The sequence below is a fragment of the Sphingobacterium puteale genome (assembly GCF_003627955.1).
GTDB classification, from domain to species: domain Bacteria; phylum Bacteroidota; class Bacteroidia; order Sphingobacteriales; family Sphingobacteriaceae; genus Sphingobacterium; species Sphingobacterium puteale.
Genome location: NZ_RBWS01000001.1, coordinates 405187 through 421856 on the forward strand (window position 1 = coordinate 405187; position 16670 = coordinate 421856).

Below are 16670 nucleotides of genomic sequence, written 5' to 3' on the forward strand. Positions count from 1 at the left end.
CACGCATGAAATCTTAATGATTTATTCGGCGTGAGTATGATAAATTCATCAATGACTAAAAAGTAGACGATGAATAATTACCATCATAATATAGCGCAAAAAATCTGAAAGCTTCATCGCCTTAAAAGACTTACAAAATGAAAATAATTGCCATCGGCCGAAATTACATCGACCACGCGAAAGAGCTCAATAATCCAGTCCCTGAAAATCCCATCATATTTTTAAAACCCGACACCGCGGTCTTAAAGGACAACAAAGATTTCTATTACCCCGAATTTTCCAAAAACATCCAGTTCGAAACTGAGGTGGTGCTCCGCGTTTGTAAAGAAGGTAAACATGTCACGCCAAAATTTGCGTCAACTTATTACGATGCCATTGGTCTTGGAATCGACTTCACCGCAAGAGATGTACAGCAGGAACTTAAAGCAAAAAGCCTTCCTTGGGAATTGGCAAAAGCCTTTGACCACTCCGCTGTAATTAGCAACATGGTCCCAAAGGAAGATCTAGCGGATGTCTATGCGATTGATTTCTCTCTGCAACAAAATGGACAAACGGTGCAACAGGGCAACACCAAGGACATGATTTTTTCATATGAAGAGCTGATTGTTTATACATCAAAGTTTATCACGCTCCGCAAAGGTGACTTGATTTTTACAGGCACACCTGTTGGTGTTGGCCCTGTGGCAATAGGGGATCTATTGGAAGGATATATCGGACAACAAAAAATGTTTAGCTGCAAAATCAAATAGAGGAAGTAGACATGATAAAAAAAACGGCATATTTATTAGGTGTATTGACTTTGTGCGCTAACATTGTCCAGGCACAGGATATTATCAAAAGTCGCAACTACCCGCAAAATTATTTCGTACGTCCGATGAATATTGCTCCACAGGCATCGGGATCATTTGGAGAGTTACGTGCAACACACTTCCATGGTGGAGATGATTACCGAACGCAACAACGCATCAATATCCCCGTCCATGCAGCGGCAGAAGGTTTTGTTTCACGCGTACGGGTACAAATTGGCGGTGGTGGCAACTATGTTTATATTGATCATCCAAATGGGTATACTTCGGTATATATGCATCTGGAAAGCTTTAATTCAGATCTTGCCAACATTATAAAAGATGAGCAGTACAAACAAAAACGCTTTGATGTCGATGTATTTCTAAAACCAGACCAAGTCCCCGTCAAAAAAGGTGAATTTATCGCCAATTCCGGAAACACAGGCGGTTCAGCAGGACCGCACCTACATTTTGAAATCCGGGATACCAAAGCGCAACTGCCTCTAAATCCACAATTATTTGGACTGTTGTTTCCCGATGGTGTCAAACCATTGATCCGTGGTATAACTGTTTATGATCTCGGCCGCGAAATTTTTGACGAGAATACGCCACGTAGGCATCAGACCATCCGATCAGTTGGTGACGGCAATTATAGTTTAGCATCTAGCTCCCCTATTCCGGTCAATGGCAACTTTGGACTAGGCATCAACACCGTAGACAGACGCCGCGGTATTTCTTTTACGTACGGCGTTTATTCGATCGAATTATTTCTTGACAACAAAAATATCAGTACCGTACTATTCGAAGCCATCCCGTTTGACCAGACCCGGGCGATTCAATCTTATGTCGACTACCCCTACCTCAAGAAATCGGGCGTCCGCGTACAGAAAAGCTTCAAAGATCCCAATAATCCTATTACGATCTATAAACACCTGGACAACTTGGGTATGATCGAGTTGAAGGACAATGAAGTCCATGACATAAAATATGTCGTCAAGGATGTGCAGGGCAATAAAAGCGAACTCAATTTTAAAGTACAGAACAACCCGTCTTTAGCGATCAGCCGTAAGCCGGCTGAAGGGCTAAAAATGTTTCATTATGCCGATGAAAACAAATATGAGGCTGAAAATGCACGCGTCTATATGGGCAAAAACATTCTTTACAATGATCTTTATTTTAATTATTCCCAAGGGAGCAAACCAGCTAAGGGTTATTCGGCAACGCATTACATCCACAATGGCTATACACCGGTATTTGGCTATTACAAACTCATGATCAAGCCGGACTATAGCTTACCGGAAAGTTTATACAGTAAGGCACTGATCGTCTCCACGGACGGCGGAGCGCAAGGTGGTAAATATGAAAATGGCTGGGTTGTCGCCAATGTGCGTGAATTTGGCGGGTTCTATGTTGCCGTGGATACGATTGCACCTACTATCACTGCGCGGAATCTGACCGACGGCAAGAATGTATCCAGTCAACGCTCCATAGATTTTACCATCAGCGATAATCTCTCGGGCATAGATACCTTCGATGCCTATATAGACGGAAAGTGGGCTTTAATGAAATATGATCCCAAAACAAGACATCTGTGGCATGACTTCGAATCTAATCTCGGCAGTGGCATCCACAGCTTCAAACTGGAAGTGAAAGACAATAAAGGAAATTTAAAAACATACGAAGCCTCATTCAGCAGATAGTTTAATTCCTGCGGGGAGCTGCCTCCGCCATGGGCTTTTATTCCCTGATCTTTTTGTGATCAAGTATAGCGCCCATGAAGGATTTTTATCGGATAATATCGTATCTTAATGGACTAAATAGATTATATATATGGCAACACTAGAAATAGGACAACAAGCACCGGATTTCAGTGCAAAAAATCAAAATGGTGAAACGGTCCATCTCTCGGATTTCAGAGGTAAAAAAGTAATTCTCTACTTTTACCCCAAAGACAATACGCCAGGATGTACAACGGAGGCTTGCAATTTTAGGGACAACTATCAATCGTTGAAAAAAGAGGGCTTTGAAATTATTGGTGTAAGTGTGGATAATGAGACTTCTCATAAAAAGTTTATCACAAAACACGAGTTACCATTTCAACTTCTTGTAGATGAAGACAAAAGCCTTGTTGAGGCATATGGCGTATGGGTAGAAAAAAACATGTACGGAAAAAAATATATGGGTACGGCACGGACGACCTTTGTGATTGATGAGCAGGGTATCATTCAGCACATCATCAAAAAAGTGGACAACAAGAATGCATCCCAACAGATACGTGATTTGAACATTTAGTGGGCTATGTTGATGTCGGGGTTCGAATGCCATTTTATGACGTCACCTTCATCTGGATGGCAATCTGGATCTAATATCTCATATCTAGAATCTTATATCTAAAATCTAAATACTAATATCTATATTTGCCACTTATGAGCAAACAGACAGACGATTTTTTCAAAAGTGTAGTATCACACGCGAAGGAATACGGTTTTGTATTCCAATCGAGCGAAATATATGACGGATTAAGTGCCGTCTACGATTACGGTCAATTAGGTTCTGAACTTAAAAACAACCTAAAGACTTATTGGTGGAAATCTATGGTTCAATTGCACGAAAATATTGTCGGTATCGATGCCGCAATTTTCATGCACCCGACAACCTGGAAAGCATCCGGTCACGTGGATGGGTTCAATGACCCTATGATCGATAATAAAGATTCAAAAAAGCGTTACCGTGCCGACCAATTGATCGAAGATAAGATTGCACGTTATGAAGCAGATGGAAAAACGGCAGAAGCAGCAGGGCTTTTGGAAGCGTTGAATACTGCATTAAACGCCGATGATCTTGCGGGATTAAAATCAATCATTGAAGAACACAATATCGTTTGTCCGGTTTCAGGCACCAAGAATTGGACTGAAGTGCGTCAATTCAATTTGATGTTTGCCACACAAATGGGTGCCATGGCAGATGGAGCAGATCAGGTTTATCTTCGTCCGGAAACTGCGCAAGGTATTTTTGTTAACTTCCTGAATGTTCAGAAGACGGGTCGTATGAAAATTCCTTTTGGTATTGCCCAGATCGGAAAAGCTTTCCGTAATGAAGTCATCGCGCGCCAGTTTATCATGCGTATGCGTGAGTTTGAACAAATGGAGATGCAATTCTTCTGCCGTCCAGGCACCGAATTGGAATGGTACAACAAATGGAAAGAGACACGTCTAAAATGGCATTTAGCGTTAGGATTTGATCCTGCTAACTACCGTTACCATGACCACGATAAATTGGCACATTATGCCAATGCCGCTGTGGATATCGAGTTTAACTTCCCTTTTGGATTTAAAGAAGTGGAGGGTATTCACTCCCGTACAGATTTTGACCTGAAACAGCATCAGGAATATTCCAAAAAGAAAATGCAATATTTTGATCCAGAGATCAATCAAAATTACATTCCTTATGTTATCGAAACTTCCATCGGATTGGATCGTCTATTTTTAACGGTTTTATGTAATTCATTGGTAACAGAGGATCTTTCTACAGCAGAAAAACAAGATTCTCGTGTGGTATTGAAATTCCCGCCAGCATTGGCACCAGTGAAAGCGGCAATCTTACCATTGACCAAAAAAGATGGTTTGCCAGAGAAAGCACGCGAGATCTTAAATACGTTGAAATTGGATTACAATGTTCAATACGACGAAAAAGATGCAATCGGAAAACGCTACCGCCGCCAGGATGCAATCGGAACACCAATCTGTATTACTGTTGATTACGATTCTTTGGAAGACAATACCGTTACGATCCGCCACCGCGATAGCATGGAACAGGAACGCGTAGCAATCGCTGATCTTGAACGGATCTTAAATGATTTAGCGGGCTGGAATACCTTGCTAAAAAAATTGCTATAAATTTAATTTGCCCACTGACAGAAAAAAGCGGTCCAAAAAGCAAACAGCAAAATCCCGAGAGTTGAATTTTGATAAGAGACAACATTGGGAAACAACAAAAAATAGGTGTATCCAAAAAGATCGGACACACCTATTTTTTATATCTATTCAAATTGGCCTATTGGTTTGATTTTTTAAGGTCAGTATTCTACCACGACATTATCACGCCACTTTTCATTTTTAATCACCTGAAAACCCGGATTTTCACTTATTCCATCGAGCAGTTTTCCTTTGAATAGAAGCTGTACGTTATTCCGAATCTCACTGCTCAGCGCAAATGTACGCGCAAGTTCCCCCTTTCTGAAAATACGCAGCTCGTACTTAACCATCTTATTTTCCGGGACATCGCCCATGAACTGATTAAATACAAAGGTTTTTGAATTATTAGCAAAATTAGGTATGACGCTCAACGTGGTATTATCTGATTTTTCATCCACCACCGTTGCGAAAGGATAATATAGGAAAGCATTATGCTGTTGTTTAATTTGAATACTGTCAACAAGATCCAAACCCTCGGTATCCGTACATTCAAATTTAACTTCACTATAGATCCGGCCCATAGTCAATACCCTTTCAAGGGATTCCGTCACGTCAAAAGTATCCCGTACCGCAAATACTACAGCTGACTGCTCACTGAAAGTATTTGAAACCGAAAGACTCCTCAGGTCTGTCACCGAAGCCGGAATCATTAGCGGTGTACCTGAATTTTTGGATAGCAGGCTCAGGTAATAAGTTCCTTTGGACAAAGCGACATTAAACTTTTCTTTTGCATTGAGTGTCCCCGTCTTCACCAGCAGTTTGGTATTGGCGTCAAAGATGTGGTAGTACAATTTATCAGGCAAAACAGATTGATCGGTCGTTCCCATAATTTTGACATTGTCCATTTTAAAAGTCCCCGTACTTTCGTTGTAGTTACTTCCGCCGTTTCTATTTCCCGCAAATAGCGTTAATTTTAACCAGCATTCCTTAGCTGCAGTTAGCGTAACCGAATGGAGCGATTGCTCCACTGCTAGCTTACCTGAAATAGCAAGATCTGACGGGTAATGAATGGTATCGGCTAAGTTGGTAAATGTAACACCTTGATTGGTCGAATAGCTCAACACTAAAGCTCGGGGCCCAGTGCCCGAACTATTGGCATCAAAAGTCAGATTTGCCAAAGTAGCAATTCCCGACGCCGGTATCTTGATCAGAATCTCCCTGGCTCCTTTGAAGCTAATGCCTTTTCCGGACGTTGGCCAACCGGCGACATAGCTATAGTCGGTTTTACCATTATTGTAATCGATGGCGACTGCATCCTCAAGCGCTATAGTTGGGTCAGCGTTACCATTATCAAAATTCCAATGGTAGAGGAGTTGATTTTCTGTGACACTTCCGGTGGCCAACGCACTTTTGGACCTGGGCGAATGCGCTTTCAAGGGGCTTACAATCGTTTCAAAATCTTTGATTTTGAATGTTACTGCGTGTGTTTTTTCATTGCTTTCTTCAGGAGGAAGTTTTGCATTTTTCTTACAGGAGGATGTTACGGCTAGAATCACGATGAATAGGCACGAAAAAATTCCCCATGTAGACTGGGTTTTCGTTTTCATAATATGAATGATTTATAAGTTAACTAACCGGCAGATTAAAATTAACTTATAAATCATTAGTCATCATCATTGTAACTAAAAAATTACTTCCGTTCGATCACTCTTGCAGGTCGTCACCTTATCTACTTTTTGGACAAAAACTTTTCGGACAGTCGCGGAGCGATCGAGAACAAGTTTATTATTTGCACCCGTTGGGCGCACATATTCTCCATTGAACGCATCCCATTCGTAAATCGGGCTACCATCTGCATTCAACCAGATATAGTTATAACGTGTATCCGGTTTTTCCTGTACGGTCAACTGCACCTTATTTTTCTTTTTGTCAATCCTGATACGGACGTCCTTGGGTCTTTCTACTTTGGCCAGTGTTTTCAGTAGGATTTCCGATGGTTGTGAGGCTTTGTCTTTCCAATGTGCGACAACATGATATTTTTTTGATTGCGAAAGATTTCGGATGAAGACATTTGTTCCGGTCCCGATAGGTGTACCGGTCGCTGTCTCATACCAGCAATATTCAAGTCCTGCGATGGGCTTTTTGACTGTAAGTACCTGATCGCCCCCAAAACAGGTTTCCAATGTATCTGTCCAGCGATTGATGGGTTTGGCAAGTGCATTGGATTGAAGCTGATTAAGTTTCCATACAATAGAATCTTTATAGTTTAGATAGCTCGGGTTCCGAAGCAGATCTGTCGTATCCTGAATAATTACTTTCAGCTCATTTGCGCCGCTATGCAGCATTCCGGGATCCAGGTAGATCGAATCTATATTTTGGGCAATGGCTTCATTATTTAGAGACCATATCAGCTTAAATGTATTTGGTGAAGGTTTAGCTAAGCGCAAAGTAAATTTCTGCACACTATCTAAGGTCAGCACATTATTTAATATTGGTTTTACAGCAATAAAGGGACTCGATTTTCGCTTGATTGAAGCCACGAACTGTTCTTGACAAACGGGACCACAAGGTATTGCATTTTGCAGTATTCATGCGGTCTGAACCAAGTTGACGGAGCTCCTTTCCCGCCATAAGAATAGATACCTACGCCGTCTTTTCCAAGCCAATATTTCCAGGGAACAGCATTTACATCAGCCGTTTGGGAACGATTGACAGATTCGATGGCGTATTGGTTGCCTGCCCAATACTCATCAGCCAGCTGGGCGAAGGAGTGTCCGATCTCATGGACTGCAATATCATTACTTTTGAAATTGACCGTTGAAGTTGCCCACTTTCCGCCCGATCCGCCATAAAATGGCGAGTTGACCAATATGACCACCTGTGTAAAGTTTGGGATATGTGTTTTTAATACTTCTTCAATACGGTCATTCTTTTGAGGTACCACGAGACGGTGCAATCCGCCGTTGTCAAAGCTGCTGCCGAAAATTGTTTTGGGATGCGTAATCGGTACCGCATGATCTCTGGTGAATTTATTATAGCGTTTTGGAAATTTACCGAGATCGGTATCTCCCTGTACGCAGTCACTCGCTTTACAGTCATGGGTGGCGCCGGATTCCTCGGATATCGTCCGAATAGCAAACACATTAAAGAAACTGCTGTATTGTTTAAAAGGCTCTATTGAGAAGAAATAGTTTGTGAACTGTTTGGAATCTGCCGCGTAATCCTCTAGCTGATCTTTTGTGTAGCCGTCGCCCAAAATAACCAGGTTCACGATATTGTTTGCTGTTCCTTGATATTGTAAGGTGTCAATCTTGAAATTTTGAGATTGGGCTGTTGCCGGGATCAGATAGCCTAATAACGCAAGCAGGATAAAAATTAATTTTTTATTCATCGGAGTAACAATCGTTAGACTTCAAAATTAGCGTTTTCACTCCCTTAATTTTTAAATTTTATTGCCGAGTGCTTCTCCGATATTGTCCACTGCCCAGAGTTTCACCAGCAATTTTCTGCCCATTCTACTTAAAATACATTCAGATTTAACAGCCACGGCGTCTAATCGCGCATACGATGTTCATGAACATATTCACTAGGTGAAAGTTTTGTAATCTTTTTAAACACCCTGTTAAAATTGACCACGTTGTTGAAGCCTGTTTTAAATGCAATATTGGAAACGCTTTCAGATGATTCGTCAATCAGCATCTTACAGGCTCGTTCAATCCGGATCTCATTCAGAAAAGTGACGTAAGTCTTTCGGGTATGTTTTTTAAAGTACTTACAGAATGCATGTGGTGTCATGTGCGCGACTGCGGCAATATCTTCAAGGGAGATTTTATCGCCAAAATGCTGAAAGGTGTATTGAAATATCTCATTGATCCGCAAACCTTCGGCATCAGAAAATTTCCTTTGGGGGATACCTGTATATAACGAGGTCCATTGATCGACCTTTTTGCTCAAAAAATTAATCAGCTTGACAAAGGATAACAAGCGATCTATTCCGGCACTTGTATTGATCTGGACAAATTTATCTTTTAATGCGACAGCATGTTCGGCATCCAATTTCTTACTGACATTGATATGTTCCAAAAAATATTTGACATCATCAAATTCAGGGAAATCCAGAAAAGATTTAAAATGTTCATAATCGAAGAAAATATGTATGGCATGAATACCATCCTTGACATCCTCTCCGGTTTTAAACATATGCGGCTCATCTGCATCAACGATATAGATTTCATCCTCTTCAAAACTGTGTGTAAAGTTGCCGATCATAAAGGTCCCCCGCCCTTTTAAGATATAGGTCAATTGGATTTCTTTATGCCGATGGTAATTACTATAGAAGGAGGGCAAGATATCTTCCTGCACACAAATAGATCCTTGATAAACCACCGGAACCGTAAATTGAACAACTTTCATCGTCTATTGAAATAACAAATATTAAACAGTTAATTCAAATATACCATTTTTTAAGACAATAATTGTTAATTTTTATCCAAAAAACTCCTAGACCTGACCAATGAACTGCTATAAAGTGGGGACTTCGCCAGTGAGCGACAAAATTTTGAAGGACTGTGGATTGATCAACAGCCACCGGCCTTCCTTTGGCGGCCTTTATCTGTGCAGTGATTTTATAAGCGAATGGTTTCAACAGCGCTTCTTTTTTGGCTTGTTTGCGTTCCTGGAACAAGCAGCTGCTCCCGGAACAATAAGTAGAAAACAAAGATAGTTAACGAACCTGATAGTCCTTATAGACTCCATTTTCAAATATGCGAACATTTCCTTTTTTTCCTTTTATTCTAAGCGCGATAATTTTTCCATTTTCCCAGCTCATATCAACCGTGTAATTTCCTCTGGCCTTCAGTCCTTTGATCTGTCCCTTAGACCAGGCTTTAGGCAGGGCTGGTAGCAGGTGAATGTAGCCATTGTGGCTTTGCATCAGCATCTCTGCGATACCGGCAGCACCACCAAAATTGCCATCAATCTGAAATGGCGGGTGGGCACAGAATAAGTTAGGATAGGTTCCCGCTCCGACACTCTGATATGTTGTTTCATTGGCAAAAGCAGGTTTGAGCAACTGACGAAGAATTTCCAGGGCATGATCGCCATCTTGTAATCTTGCCCAGAACAAGATTTTCCAGGCTCGGGACCACCCTGTCCCTTCATCTCCCCTTACCGCCAGCGTCTTGCGTGCAGCTTCAGCCCAGGCCGGGGTCGTTTGAGGAGAAATAAATGCCGCAGGATACAGGCCATAGAGATGCGACACATGACGGTGTTTGGGCTCAATCTCCAGATAGTCTTCGAGCCATTCCATCACACGCCCAGATTGACCGACCACTACTGGCGGGGGAATCTCTTTTAATTTTTCCTTCAAACTGGCGGCAAAGCTATCTTTGATCGATAGAATAGAATCTGCCTGGATCACTGCCTGATACAGTTCGCGTACAATCTGATTGTCGATCGTCGGTCCCATCACTACCGCAGCTACCTTCCCGTTGGGCAACCGAAACGCATTTTCCGGTGACACGGATGGTGAAGTCACCCACCAACCTGTTTTTGGATCCTGGACCAAGGTATGGTCATAAAATTGTGCTGCCCCTTTGAGTATCGGGTAGATCTCTTTCAGATATCTTTGGTCGCCGGTAAAAAGATAGTGCTCCCAGAGGTGGTTGCATAACCAGCCTGAGGCTGTACTAGCTCCCCAGGAAGCCTGTTCGCCCGGAGCAGAATAGCCCCAAACATTGGTCATCATATACACGACCCATCCGGGGGCATTATAATAAGCTTTCGCCGTTTGCTCACCTGTTTTCGCTATCCGCTTGATCAACTCAATAAAAGGCTGATGGTATTCACTGAGATTGTTCACCTCCACACCCCAGTGATTCATCTGCGCATTGATATTCAGATGATAATCACCATTCCAGGGCGTCTGGATCTGATGAGCCCATAACCCTTGCAAATTTGGCGGAAGGGCGTTTGAAATTTTCGGTGCCGAACTCGAAATATTCAAATAACGGCCATACTGATAATAAATGGCCGCCAAATCCGGATCCTGCGTTGGATCTTTATAAAAATTTGCGATTCGTTCATTGGTCGGAACACGCGTATTTGATTTATTCCCAAAGAGGTTAAGTTCAACCCTGTTAAAAATCTTTTGGTACGCATTCACATGATTACTGTACATTTTATCCACATTGGATAACTGCAAGGCAGCAAGAGTCGTCCGCACGGTAACGTTTGGATCTTGCCCATAATAAGAGGTACTTGCCGTGAAATAAATAGAGAGATTACCCTCCGCAGAAACTTCCAGGGCCTGATCTCTTTTACTGACTTTCAGATTTTTACCCTGCACTTTCAGCAGGCCGGAAAATTTGAGGTTTTTGTCCCCTTTTCCATCCGGCAGCGACCCTTCAACCAAAATCCCATCGTCCAACAGGGTGTAACGGTCTATATTTTCCTTCCGCTGGAAAGAAATACCGACCGTCTGTCTTGAATTGCTGTTCTGATTCAATTGAATCACACCGACATTCTTGTCAAAGGAGGTGTAGTAGGTACGTTGAATTTTTGTCTTTCCAATACGAAAAGTAGTCTGTGCTGTCGCCGTGGCCAGATCCAATGATCTTGTATAGTCTTCAATAGAAGAAGATGGCAGTTGATATTGCAAAAGTAGATCTCCGAATAACTGATAACAACCATAAGGAACATTAGCGCCATTTCCCAAGCCTGAACCTTTCCCATTGGTAACAAAGGTTTCATTAACCAATTTTTCGGCTTCGTCATTTTTACCTTCTTTCAATAAAGCCTGTATGGCACTAACATTTTTATATGCGTCGTAGTTATTGGGATCCTCTGGACTCCCGGACCACATACTGATCTCATTCAGTACAATTTTTTCCTTCGTTGGATTACCATCAGGCATCATCCCGATCAACCCATTGCCCAGGGCCAGGGTCTCTTCCCATATTTTGGCCGGTTTATTATACCAAAGACCGAGTGGATTTTGCTGTGCAAACAAAAGCGTGGTCTGCGAGACGCAGACCACGAGAAGCATTAAAATTCTATTTCGCATATAGTTCAAGCTCCGCAATTGTCAGCTCATTACCTTCAATAAATTGCTTTGGTTCAAATTTGATAAACTTGGTATTGTTGTTTGTTTCAAAAAACACCTGTTGCAAAATTGGATTTGCTTTGATATTGGAGAATTCGCCTTCCTTAAGGCTTGTCCACTTTTTGCCATCCGTACTGGTAGATATGACATACTTTGTCGGAATACCGCCATTCTTTTTATCCTGACGTGGAAGGAAACCGATACCCGAGGTAGCATCATTCGTTTCAATGATCAGGACACCTTGATTCCCTACCGTTGCAAAGGTATTTGGGTTGCCGTCGGTAATATAGGCCTTATCGGTCGCCGTCCCTACCTGCAATTTAAAGTCCATTTGTTTTTTAAGCTCTTTTGTATCAAAAGCGAATGGTTCATTATATTCCTTAAATAGTCCGAAATCGCTCAAGGTAATTGCTACCGGAGCATAAATATGTAAGCGTAGGCGTGTCGCTGTGGTTGGCTGCTCAAGTTTTATCAGGCGGTTCGCACCGATACTGGTCGCTCTGCCCAATGGTTTCCAGGTATTATCAGCCCACTGCTCGATAACAACACTGTCGATCCGTTGCCCCAATTTGATGTTTTCACGCAATTGAATAAGATCAAATGTCGCAGCAGACTTTAGTTTGATTTCAAGTGTAGCCGATGTTTTCGCATCGTCTGTTGCCCAATAGCTATAGCGGTCATTATCGGTAATCAACGATGTCGCATATGTTTTGGACTCACCATTACGGGTATTTGAAGCTGTAATGGTTGCACCTTTTGCCAGATTTGTACGGAAAGTTTCTTTGATCTTTTTACCAAAAGCCTGTAGGGATTTCACGTCATTTTCATGAAGTGTACCTGAAGGCATTGGCGCAAGTCCAAGATTCATGCAGGCCCCTCGACCAACGGATTTAAGGTAAATTTCAAACAGCTGATCAGGTGTCTTCACACGGCTATTCTGCTCTTGATGGTAGAACCAGCCCGGCCGTTGGGGCACATCACATTCTGCAGGGATCCAATATTTTCCATTCCGGTCACCCGATTCCGCATTATGCGATTCGGTCGCACCGGGTACCGCGACCTTTCCATTGAGTCCTATGGGAGTAAACGTCGCCCACGAAGTTTCGGCGGCAAAGCCATGTTCATTACCTACCCAACGCATATCAGGACCGATATCGGAGAATATCACCGCATTAGGCTGAAGCTTGCGCACAATTGGCCAAGTCTTTTCATGCCATTCATAATACGTTGTGCGGTCAATGATCCGTTTCCCTTCATGTCCACCGTAGTAACCATCGCCGCCATTTGCACCGTCATGCCAAGAAGTAAACAAAGGACCGTAATTGCTCATCAATTCGGTCAGCTGCTGCCTGTAGGCATCTGCATAAGCTGGTGTACCATAATGTTCATCATGACGGTCCCACGCGGACAGGTACACGCCGAATTTCATCCCATTGCGATGTGTCGCTTCCATAAAATCTTTGACCATATCGCCCTTCCCATTTTTCCATGGTGAGGAGGCAATACTATAGGAGGTCGTTTTTGTGGGCCATAAACAAAATCCGTCATGGTGTTTTGCGACGCTGATCAAACCTTTAAAACCACCATCTGCTGCAGCTTTGGCAATCTGATTTGCATTAAATGCCGAAGGATTAAATAAAGCCGGCTGTGCATCACCATAGCCCCATTCTTTATTTTGAAAAGTTGTCGGGGTATAATGGATCAAGCAGTAGGTTTCCATCTCCTGCCATTTTAATTGACGTTCGGTCGGTAAAGCCCCATAAGGCTTTAAGGTATCCGGTTTTGCGACATGACCGCCGGAAAGTAAGATGGAGGATAATAAGATTGTGAACATATTCTTTATTATAAGTACTCGAAAATTAGGTTGTAAAGTCCTAATATAAGAAGTTTCATAAAATTATCCGTGTAACATTTGCGTACTCAAAGCGGGCGAAAAAACAGCCCAAAAGCATGCTGGGCAAAAAATTGCCCTTATTGAATCATATCAATCGATTGATATAAAACATTTCCTTAAAAGAGTAAAATAATATCTCACAGTATTATCGTTGTGCTTTTTTTTAGTATGATCCATCAAACTGAACTTATTTCAGCGTTGAGGTGAAAACAAAAAATACCGATCTGTTATTTATAGAGGATAAAGAAGTTAGCTGTATTACAGCAGGTGGCTGCATGTCATTTGGGCAAGATTGGCATGATAATTACACGATCTGGGGCATACAAGGAATGTTTATATAGTATTAAAAATAATTATGAAAGTAAATTTAATGATTTTAACAGTTGCATTGGCGTTTTCAACTGTTGCATGCAACACAACAGGAAAAAAATCTGAAGTGACAGGAACCAGCGACACCGCGACCACGGTTCAAAAACCAAGCGTGGTCGATAATGCATCGCTGGAGGGAACTTGGGAGCTTAAGTCACTTACGACACCCGAAACAGCAGGAAAAGGACTCAAAGACCTCTTCAAAGACAAAGTTCCCTCATTGACATTCACAACCAAAGACCACAAAGTAGAAGGTAACAACGGATGCAACGGCATCGGTGGTACTTATGAAAGTGAGAAAGGCAATTCCATTAAAATCGGGGATAAATTGATCTCTACGATGATGCACTGTGAAAATGCGGCTTACAATGAATTTATGAATGGCTTAAAATCTACGACAAACTTCGATGTCAGAGATAATGAATTGACATTTATCTCAGGCGATATTGTCGTGATGCAATTTGTAAAAAAATAAGATTTTATCCATTGAAAAGTGAGAAAAGGGATGTCTAATGATCATCCCTTTTTCCGTTAATGTTACCTATACCGCTTATAATTTCTTCTTTAACGATCCAATCTACAACTGATTTTACTTTTTGGGTAGTCTTCCCCAGTGAAACACGATGCGAGATTATTAAAAAAGCTGTGGTTCCCATGTCCGTTCTTGTCTTAGCACCCGCTCGCCAGATTCAGCAATAGATATGACCGACTTTTTTAGGTAATTATTTTTAGAAAGGGCTCTTGGTAAAAGTTCTTCCAACACCATGAGCCCTTTTATTCTATTCGGCTTTTGATCATAGTCACTAAATATCTCAACAGACTTATGTGTGTAAAAACCATGACTTACAACCAAACTATCAAGATTTCCTGCTGTATTATAATAAAATGTTCTGCTGGATAAGAATTGACTGTCCCTAAACATTTGCTCTTCTTTCAATAAATCATCATTATATTCATACTTGTGGATTATGGGCGTATTGGTATTTTCGAAAATTTTTCGTTCAACGATTTTATTTCCCTGATAGTGCAGTTCTTGTCTATTTGAAAAGGTGATCGCCTTATCAAAACTCTTCTTTTCTAGCGTCACTCGATTTCCTTTTACAACAACATCCCAATAAACATTATCTGTAAAAACTGTTCTGGGTACACCAGCGCTAGGCATAAATGCAAACCCACCAATAATGCTGGTCAGTTGTCGCCCCTTATAACTCAACTTTATTTCGTTTACTGTAGGGGTAGGAATTATAGGTAACTCCAAATAATAAATCGGAATTTCCTTAATCCCTTGGCCTAAATTCATTTCTTCATCTTTTGAACAGGAAACAAAAAGGAAGATTCCAAGGAAATAAAACAAATATATTTTTTTCATAAAATAGGGCATTTCATTGCGAATTATACGAATTTAAAAATTTCATCTCGTAACTTTACACATCATGAAAAAAGATCAATCTAAAATCATACGTGAACAGGTCGATCGTTCAGCACTTCGCGAACATTCGACTCCTTTATACCTCACATCAAGTTTTATCTTCGACAGCGCTGAACAAGGTCGGGCGGTCTTTGCTGGAGAAGAAGATGCAATGATTTATTCCCGCTATGCCAACCCCAATACTTCCGAATTTATCAACAAGGTCTGTATTATGGAAGGTGCTGAAGCAGGTTTATCCTTTGCATCGGGTATGGCTGCAGTATTTGCTTCCTTTGCTGCAATTATTGAAAGTGGCGACCATATCGTTTCTTCACGAGCAATATTCGGATCTACCCATCAGTTGTTTACAGAGCTTTTTCCACGTTGGGGTGTTACCACAACTTACGTAGATGCGGCTAATCCGGAGGAGTGGGAGAAGGCCATACAGCCTAATACGAAGATTATATTTCTGGAATCGCCATCTAATCCAGGACTTGAATTAGTAGATTTGGAATGGTTGGGCAAATTCAAAGAAAAATATCCGAATATCATTCTTTCGATCGACAACTGTTTTGCGACACCATATCTTCAAAAACCGATTCAATATGGTTTTGATTTGGTGATCCATTCGGCCACCAAATATATGGACGGACAGGGTCGTGTTTTAGGGGGTATCGTGGTTGGGAAACAGGAATTGATCGATAAATTGATGTTTTTTATCCGTCACACCGGCCCAGCATTGTCACCATTTAATGCATGGATTATTTCCAAAAGTTTGGATACCTTGGGTATCCGCATGGACCGTCATTGCTCAAATGCACTTGCACTGGCGCAAGCATTGGAAAATCATCCCGAGATTGAAGATGTAAAATATCCTTTCTTGCCAAGCCATCCACAATATGAACTTGCCAAAAAGCAGATGAAAGCCGGTGGCGGCATAGTTACCCTGGTTGTCAAAGGTGGTTTTGAGCGTGCGAAAGCTTTTGTTGACCAGCTGGAAATGATATTATATACATCCAACTTAGGCGACTCGCGATCAATCGCTACGCACCCAGCGTCTACGACGCATTCCAAATTATCAGAAGACGAGCGTTTAAACCTGGGCATACAACCGGGCAGCATCCGTTTATCTGTTGGCTTGGAGGATCAGGAAGATATTATCAATGATATCTTACAGGCTTTAGAGAAAACCAAATAA

Annotated in this window: 14 protein-coding genes; 7 read left to right on the plus strand and 7 right to left on the minus strand. The window is 41.7% G+C overall.

The features are described from left to right. Positions 1-137 precede the first annotated feature (137 nt). The 4 genes from D7322_RS01445 to D7322_RS01460 all read left to right on the plus strand — a co-directional run bounded on the left by D7322_RS01445 (position 138) and on the right by D7322_RS01460 (position 4681). Positions 138-749, plus strand: a complete 612-nt coding sequence (locus D7322_RS01445) for a fumarylacetoacetate hydrolase family protein (protein WP_121120685.1) — start codon at positions 138-140, stop codon at positions 747-749. A gap of 11 nt (positions 750-760) precedes the next feature. Further along, positions 761-2485 (plus strand): M23 family metallopeptidase, encoded by a 1725-nt coding sequence (locus tag D7322_RS01450; protein WP_121120686.1) that lies wholly within the window; start codon positions 761-763, stop codon positions 2483-2485. 130 nt (positions 2486-2615) lie between these two features. Continuing rightward, positions 2616-3077, plus strand: a complete 462-nt coding sequence (bcp, locus tag D7322_RS01455) for a thioredoxin-dependent thiol peroxidase (protein WP_121120687.1) — start codon at positions 2616-2618, stop codon at positions 3075-3077. A gap of 134 nt (positions 3078-3211) precedes the next feature. Then, a complete protein-coding gene (locus tag D7322_RS01460) occupies positions 3212-4681 on the plus strand; it encodes a glycine--tRNA ligase (protein ID WP_121120688.1) in 1470 nt (489 codons plus the stop codon). Between the two features lie 179 nt (positions 4682-4860). On the opposite strand, the gene D7322_RS01465 is transcribed toward D7322_RS01460, so the two are convergent. The 4 genes from D7322_RS01465 to D7322_RS01475 all read right to left on the minus strand — a co-directional run bounded on the left by D7322_RS01465 (position 4861) and on the right by D7322_RS01475 (position 9112). Beyond that, positions 4861-6306 (minus strand): hypothetical protein, encoded by a 1446-nt coding sequence (locus D7322_RS01465; protein ID WP_121120689.1) that lies wholly within the window; start codon positions 6304-6306, stop codon positions 4861-4863. A gap of 75 nt (positions 6307-6381) precedes the next feature. Further along, a complete protein-coding gene (locus tag D7322_RS28860) occupies positions 6382-7239 on the minus strand; it encodes an immunoglobulin domain-containing protein (RefSeq protein WP_245971222.1) in 858 nt (285 codons plus the stop codon). Continuing rightward, on the minus strand, positions 7197-8090 hold the full coding sequence (locus tag D7322_RS28865; RefSeq protein ID WP_245971223.1) for a M64 family metallopeptidase: 894 nt from the start codon (positions 8088-8090) through the stop codon (positions 7197-7199). The genes D7322_RS28860 and D7322_RS28865 overlap by 43 nt, the downstream gene beginning before the upstream one ends. 161 nt (positions 8091-8251) lie before the next feature. Continuing rightward, positions 8252-9112, minus strand: a complete 861-nt coding sequence (locus D7322_RS01475; RefSeq protein ID WP_121120690.1) for a helix-turn-helix domain-containing protein — start codon at positions 9110-9112, stop codon at positions 8252-8254. A gap of 100 nt (positions 9113-9212) precedes the next feature. On the opposite strand from D7322_RS01475, the gene D7322_RS28280 reads away from it, so the two are divergent. Further along, a complete protein-coding gene (locus D7322_RS28280; RefSeq protein ID WP_147430276.1) occupies positions 9213-9422 on the plus strand; it encodes a hypothetical protein in 210 nt (69 codons plus the stop codon). On the opposite strand, the gene D7322_RS01485 is transcribed toward D7322_RS28280, so the two are convergent. Further along, entirely contained in the window at positions 9423-11762 is a 2340-nt protein-coding gene (locus D7322_RS01485) for a glycoside hydrolase family 95 protein (RefSeq protein WP_121120692.1), read from the minus strand. Beyond that, entirely contained in the window at positions 11752-13635 is a 1884-nt protein-coding gene (locus D7322_RS01490) for an alpha-L-fucosidase (RefSeq protein ID WP_121120693.1), read from the minus strand. The genes D7322_RS01485 and D7322_RS01490 overlap by 11 nt, the downstream gene beginning before the upstream one ends. 415 nt (positions 13636-14050) lie before the next feature. Here D7322_RS01490 and D7322_RS01495 point away from each other — a divergent pair, with 415 nt between their 5' ends. Then, positions 14051-14539 (plus strand): META domain-containing protein, encoded by a 489-nt coding sequence (locus D7322_RS01495; protein WP_121120694.1) that lies wholly within the window; start codon positions 14051-14053, stop codon positions 14537-14539. Positions 14540-14698: 159 nt separating this feature from the next. Here the strand turns inward: D7322_RS01495 and D7322_RS01500 are convergent, their stop codons facing one another. Beyond that, positions 14699-15433, minus strand: a complete 735-nt coding sequence (locus tag D7322_RS01500) for a hypothetical protein (protein ID WP_147430277.1) — start codon at positions 15431-15433, stop codon at positions 14699-14701. Between the two features lie 64 nt (positions 15434-15497). Here D7322_RS01500 and D7322_RS01505 point away from each other — a divergent pair, with 64 nt between their 5' ends. Then, a complete protein-coding gene (locus D7322_RS01505) occupies positions 15498-16670 on the plus strand; it encodes a trans-sulfuration enzyme family protein (RefSeq protein ID WP_108634843.1) in 1173 nt (390 codons plus the stop codon).

What these genes read in the sequence shown, in the direction of transcription:
- D7322_RS01465 (WP_121120689.1), bottom strand. Translation starts at nt 6,306, where the DNA reads ATGAAAACGAAAACCCAGTCTACATGGGGAATTTTTTCGTGCCTATTC.
- D7322_RS01500 (WP_147430277.1), bottom strand. Translation starts at nt 15,433, where the DNA reads ATGAAAAAAATATATTTGTTTTATTTCCTTGGAATCTTCCTTTTTGTT.
- D7322_RS01495 (WP_121120694.1), top strand. Translation starts at nt 14,051, where the DNA reads ATGAAAGTAAATTTAATGATTTTAACAGTTGCATTGGCGTTTTCAACT.
- D7322_RS01475 (WP_121120690.1), bottom strand. Translation starts at nt 9,112, where the DNA reads ATGAAAGTTGTTCAATTTACGGTTCCGGTGGTTTATCAAGGATCTATT.
- D7322_RS28280 (WP_147430276.1), top strand. Translation starts at nt 9,213, where the DNA reads ATGAACTGCTATAAAGTGGGGACTTCGCCAGTGAGCGACAAAATTTTG.
- D7322_RS01490 (WP_121120693.1), bottom strand. Translation starts at nt 13,635, where the DNA reads ATGTTCACAATCTTATTATCCTCCATCTTACTTTCCGGCGGTCATGTC.
- D7322_RS01445 (WP_121120685.1), top strand. Translation starts at nt 138, where the DNA reads ATGAAAATAATTGCCATCGGCCGAAATTACATCGACCACGCGAAAGAG.
- D7322_RS01505 (WP_108634843.1), top strand. Translation starts at nt 15,498, where the DNA reads ATGAAAAAAGATCAATCTAAAATCATACGTGAACAGGTCGATCGTTCA.
- D7322_RS01450 (WP_121120686.1), top strand. Translation starts at nt 761, where the DNA reads ATGATAAAAAAAACGGCATATTTATTAGGTGTATTGACTTTGTGCGCT.
- D7322_RS01460 (WP_121120688.1), top strand. Translation starts at nt 3,212, where the DNA reads ATGAGCAAACAGACAGACGATTTTTTCAAAAGTGTAGTATCACACGCG.
- bcp (WP_121120687.1), top strand. Translation starts at nt 2,616, where the DNA reads ATGGCAACACTAGAAATAGGACAACAAGCACCGGATTTCAGTGCAAAA.
- D7322_RS28865 (WP_245971223.1), bottom strand. Translation starts at nt 8,090, where the DNA reads ATGAATAAAAAATTAATTTTTATCCTGCTTGCGTTATTAGGCTATCTG.
- D7322_RS01485 (WP_121120692.1), bottom strand. Translation starts at nt 11,762, where the DNA reads ATGCGAAATAGAATTTTAATGCTTCTCGTGGTCTGCGTCTCGCAGACC.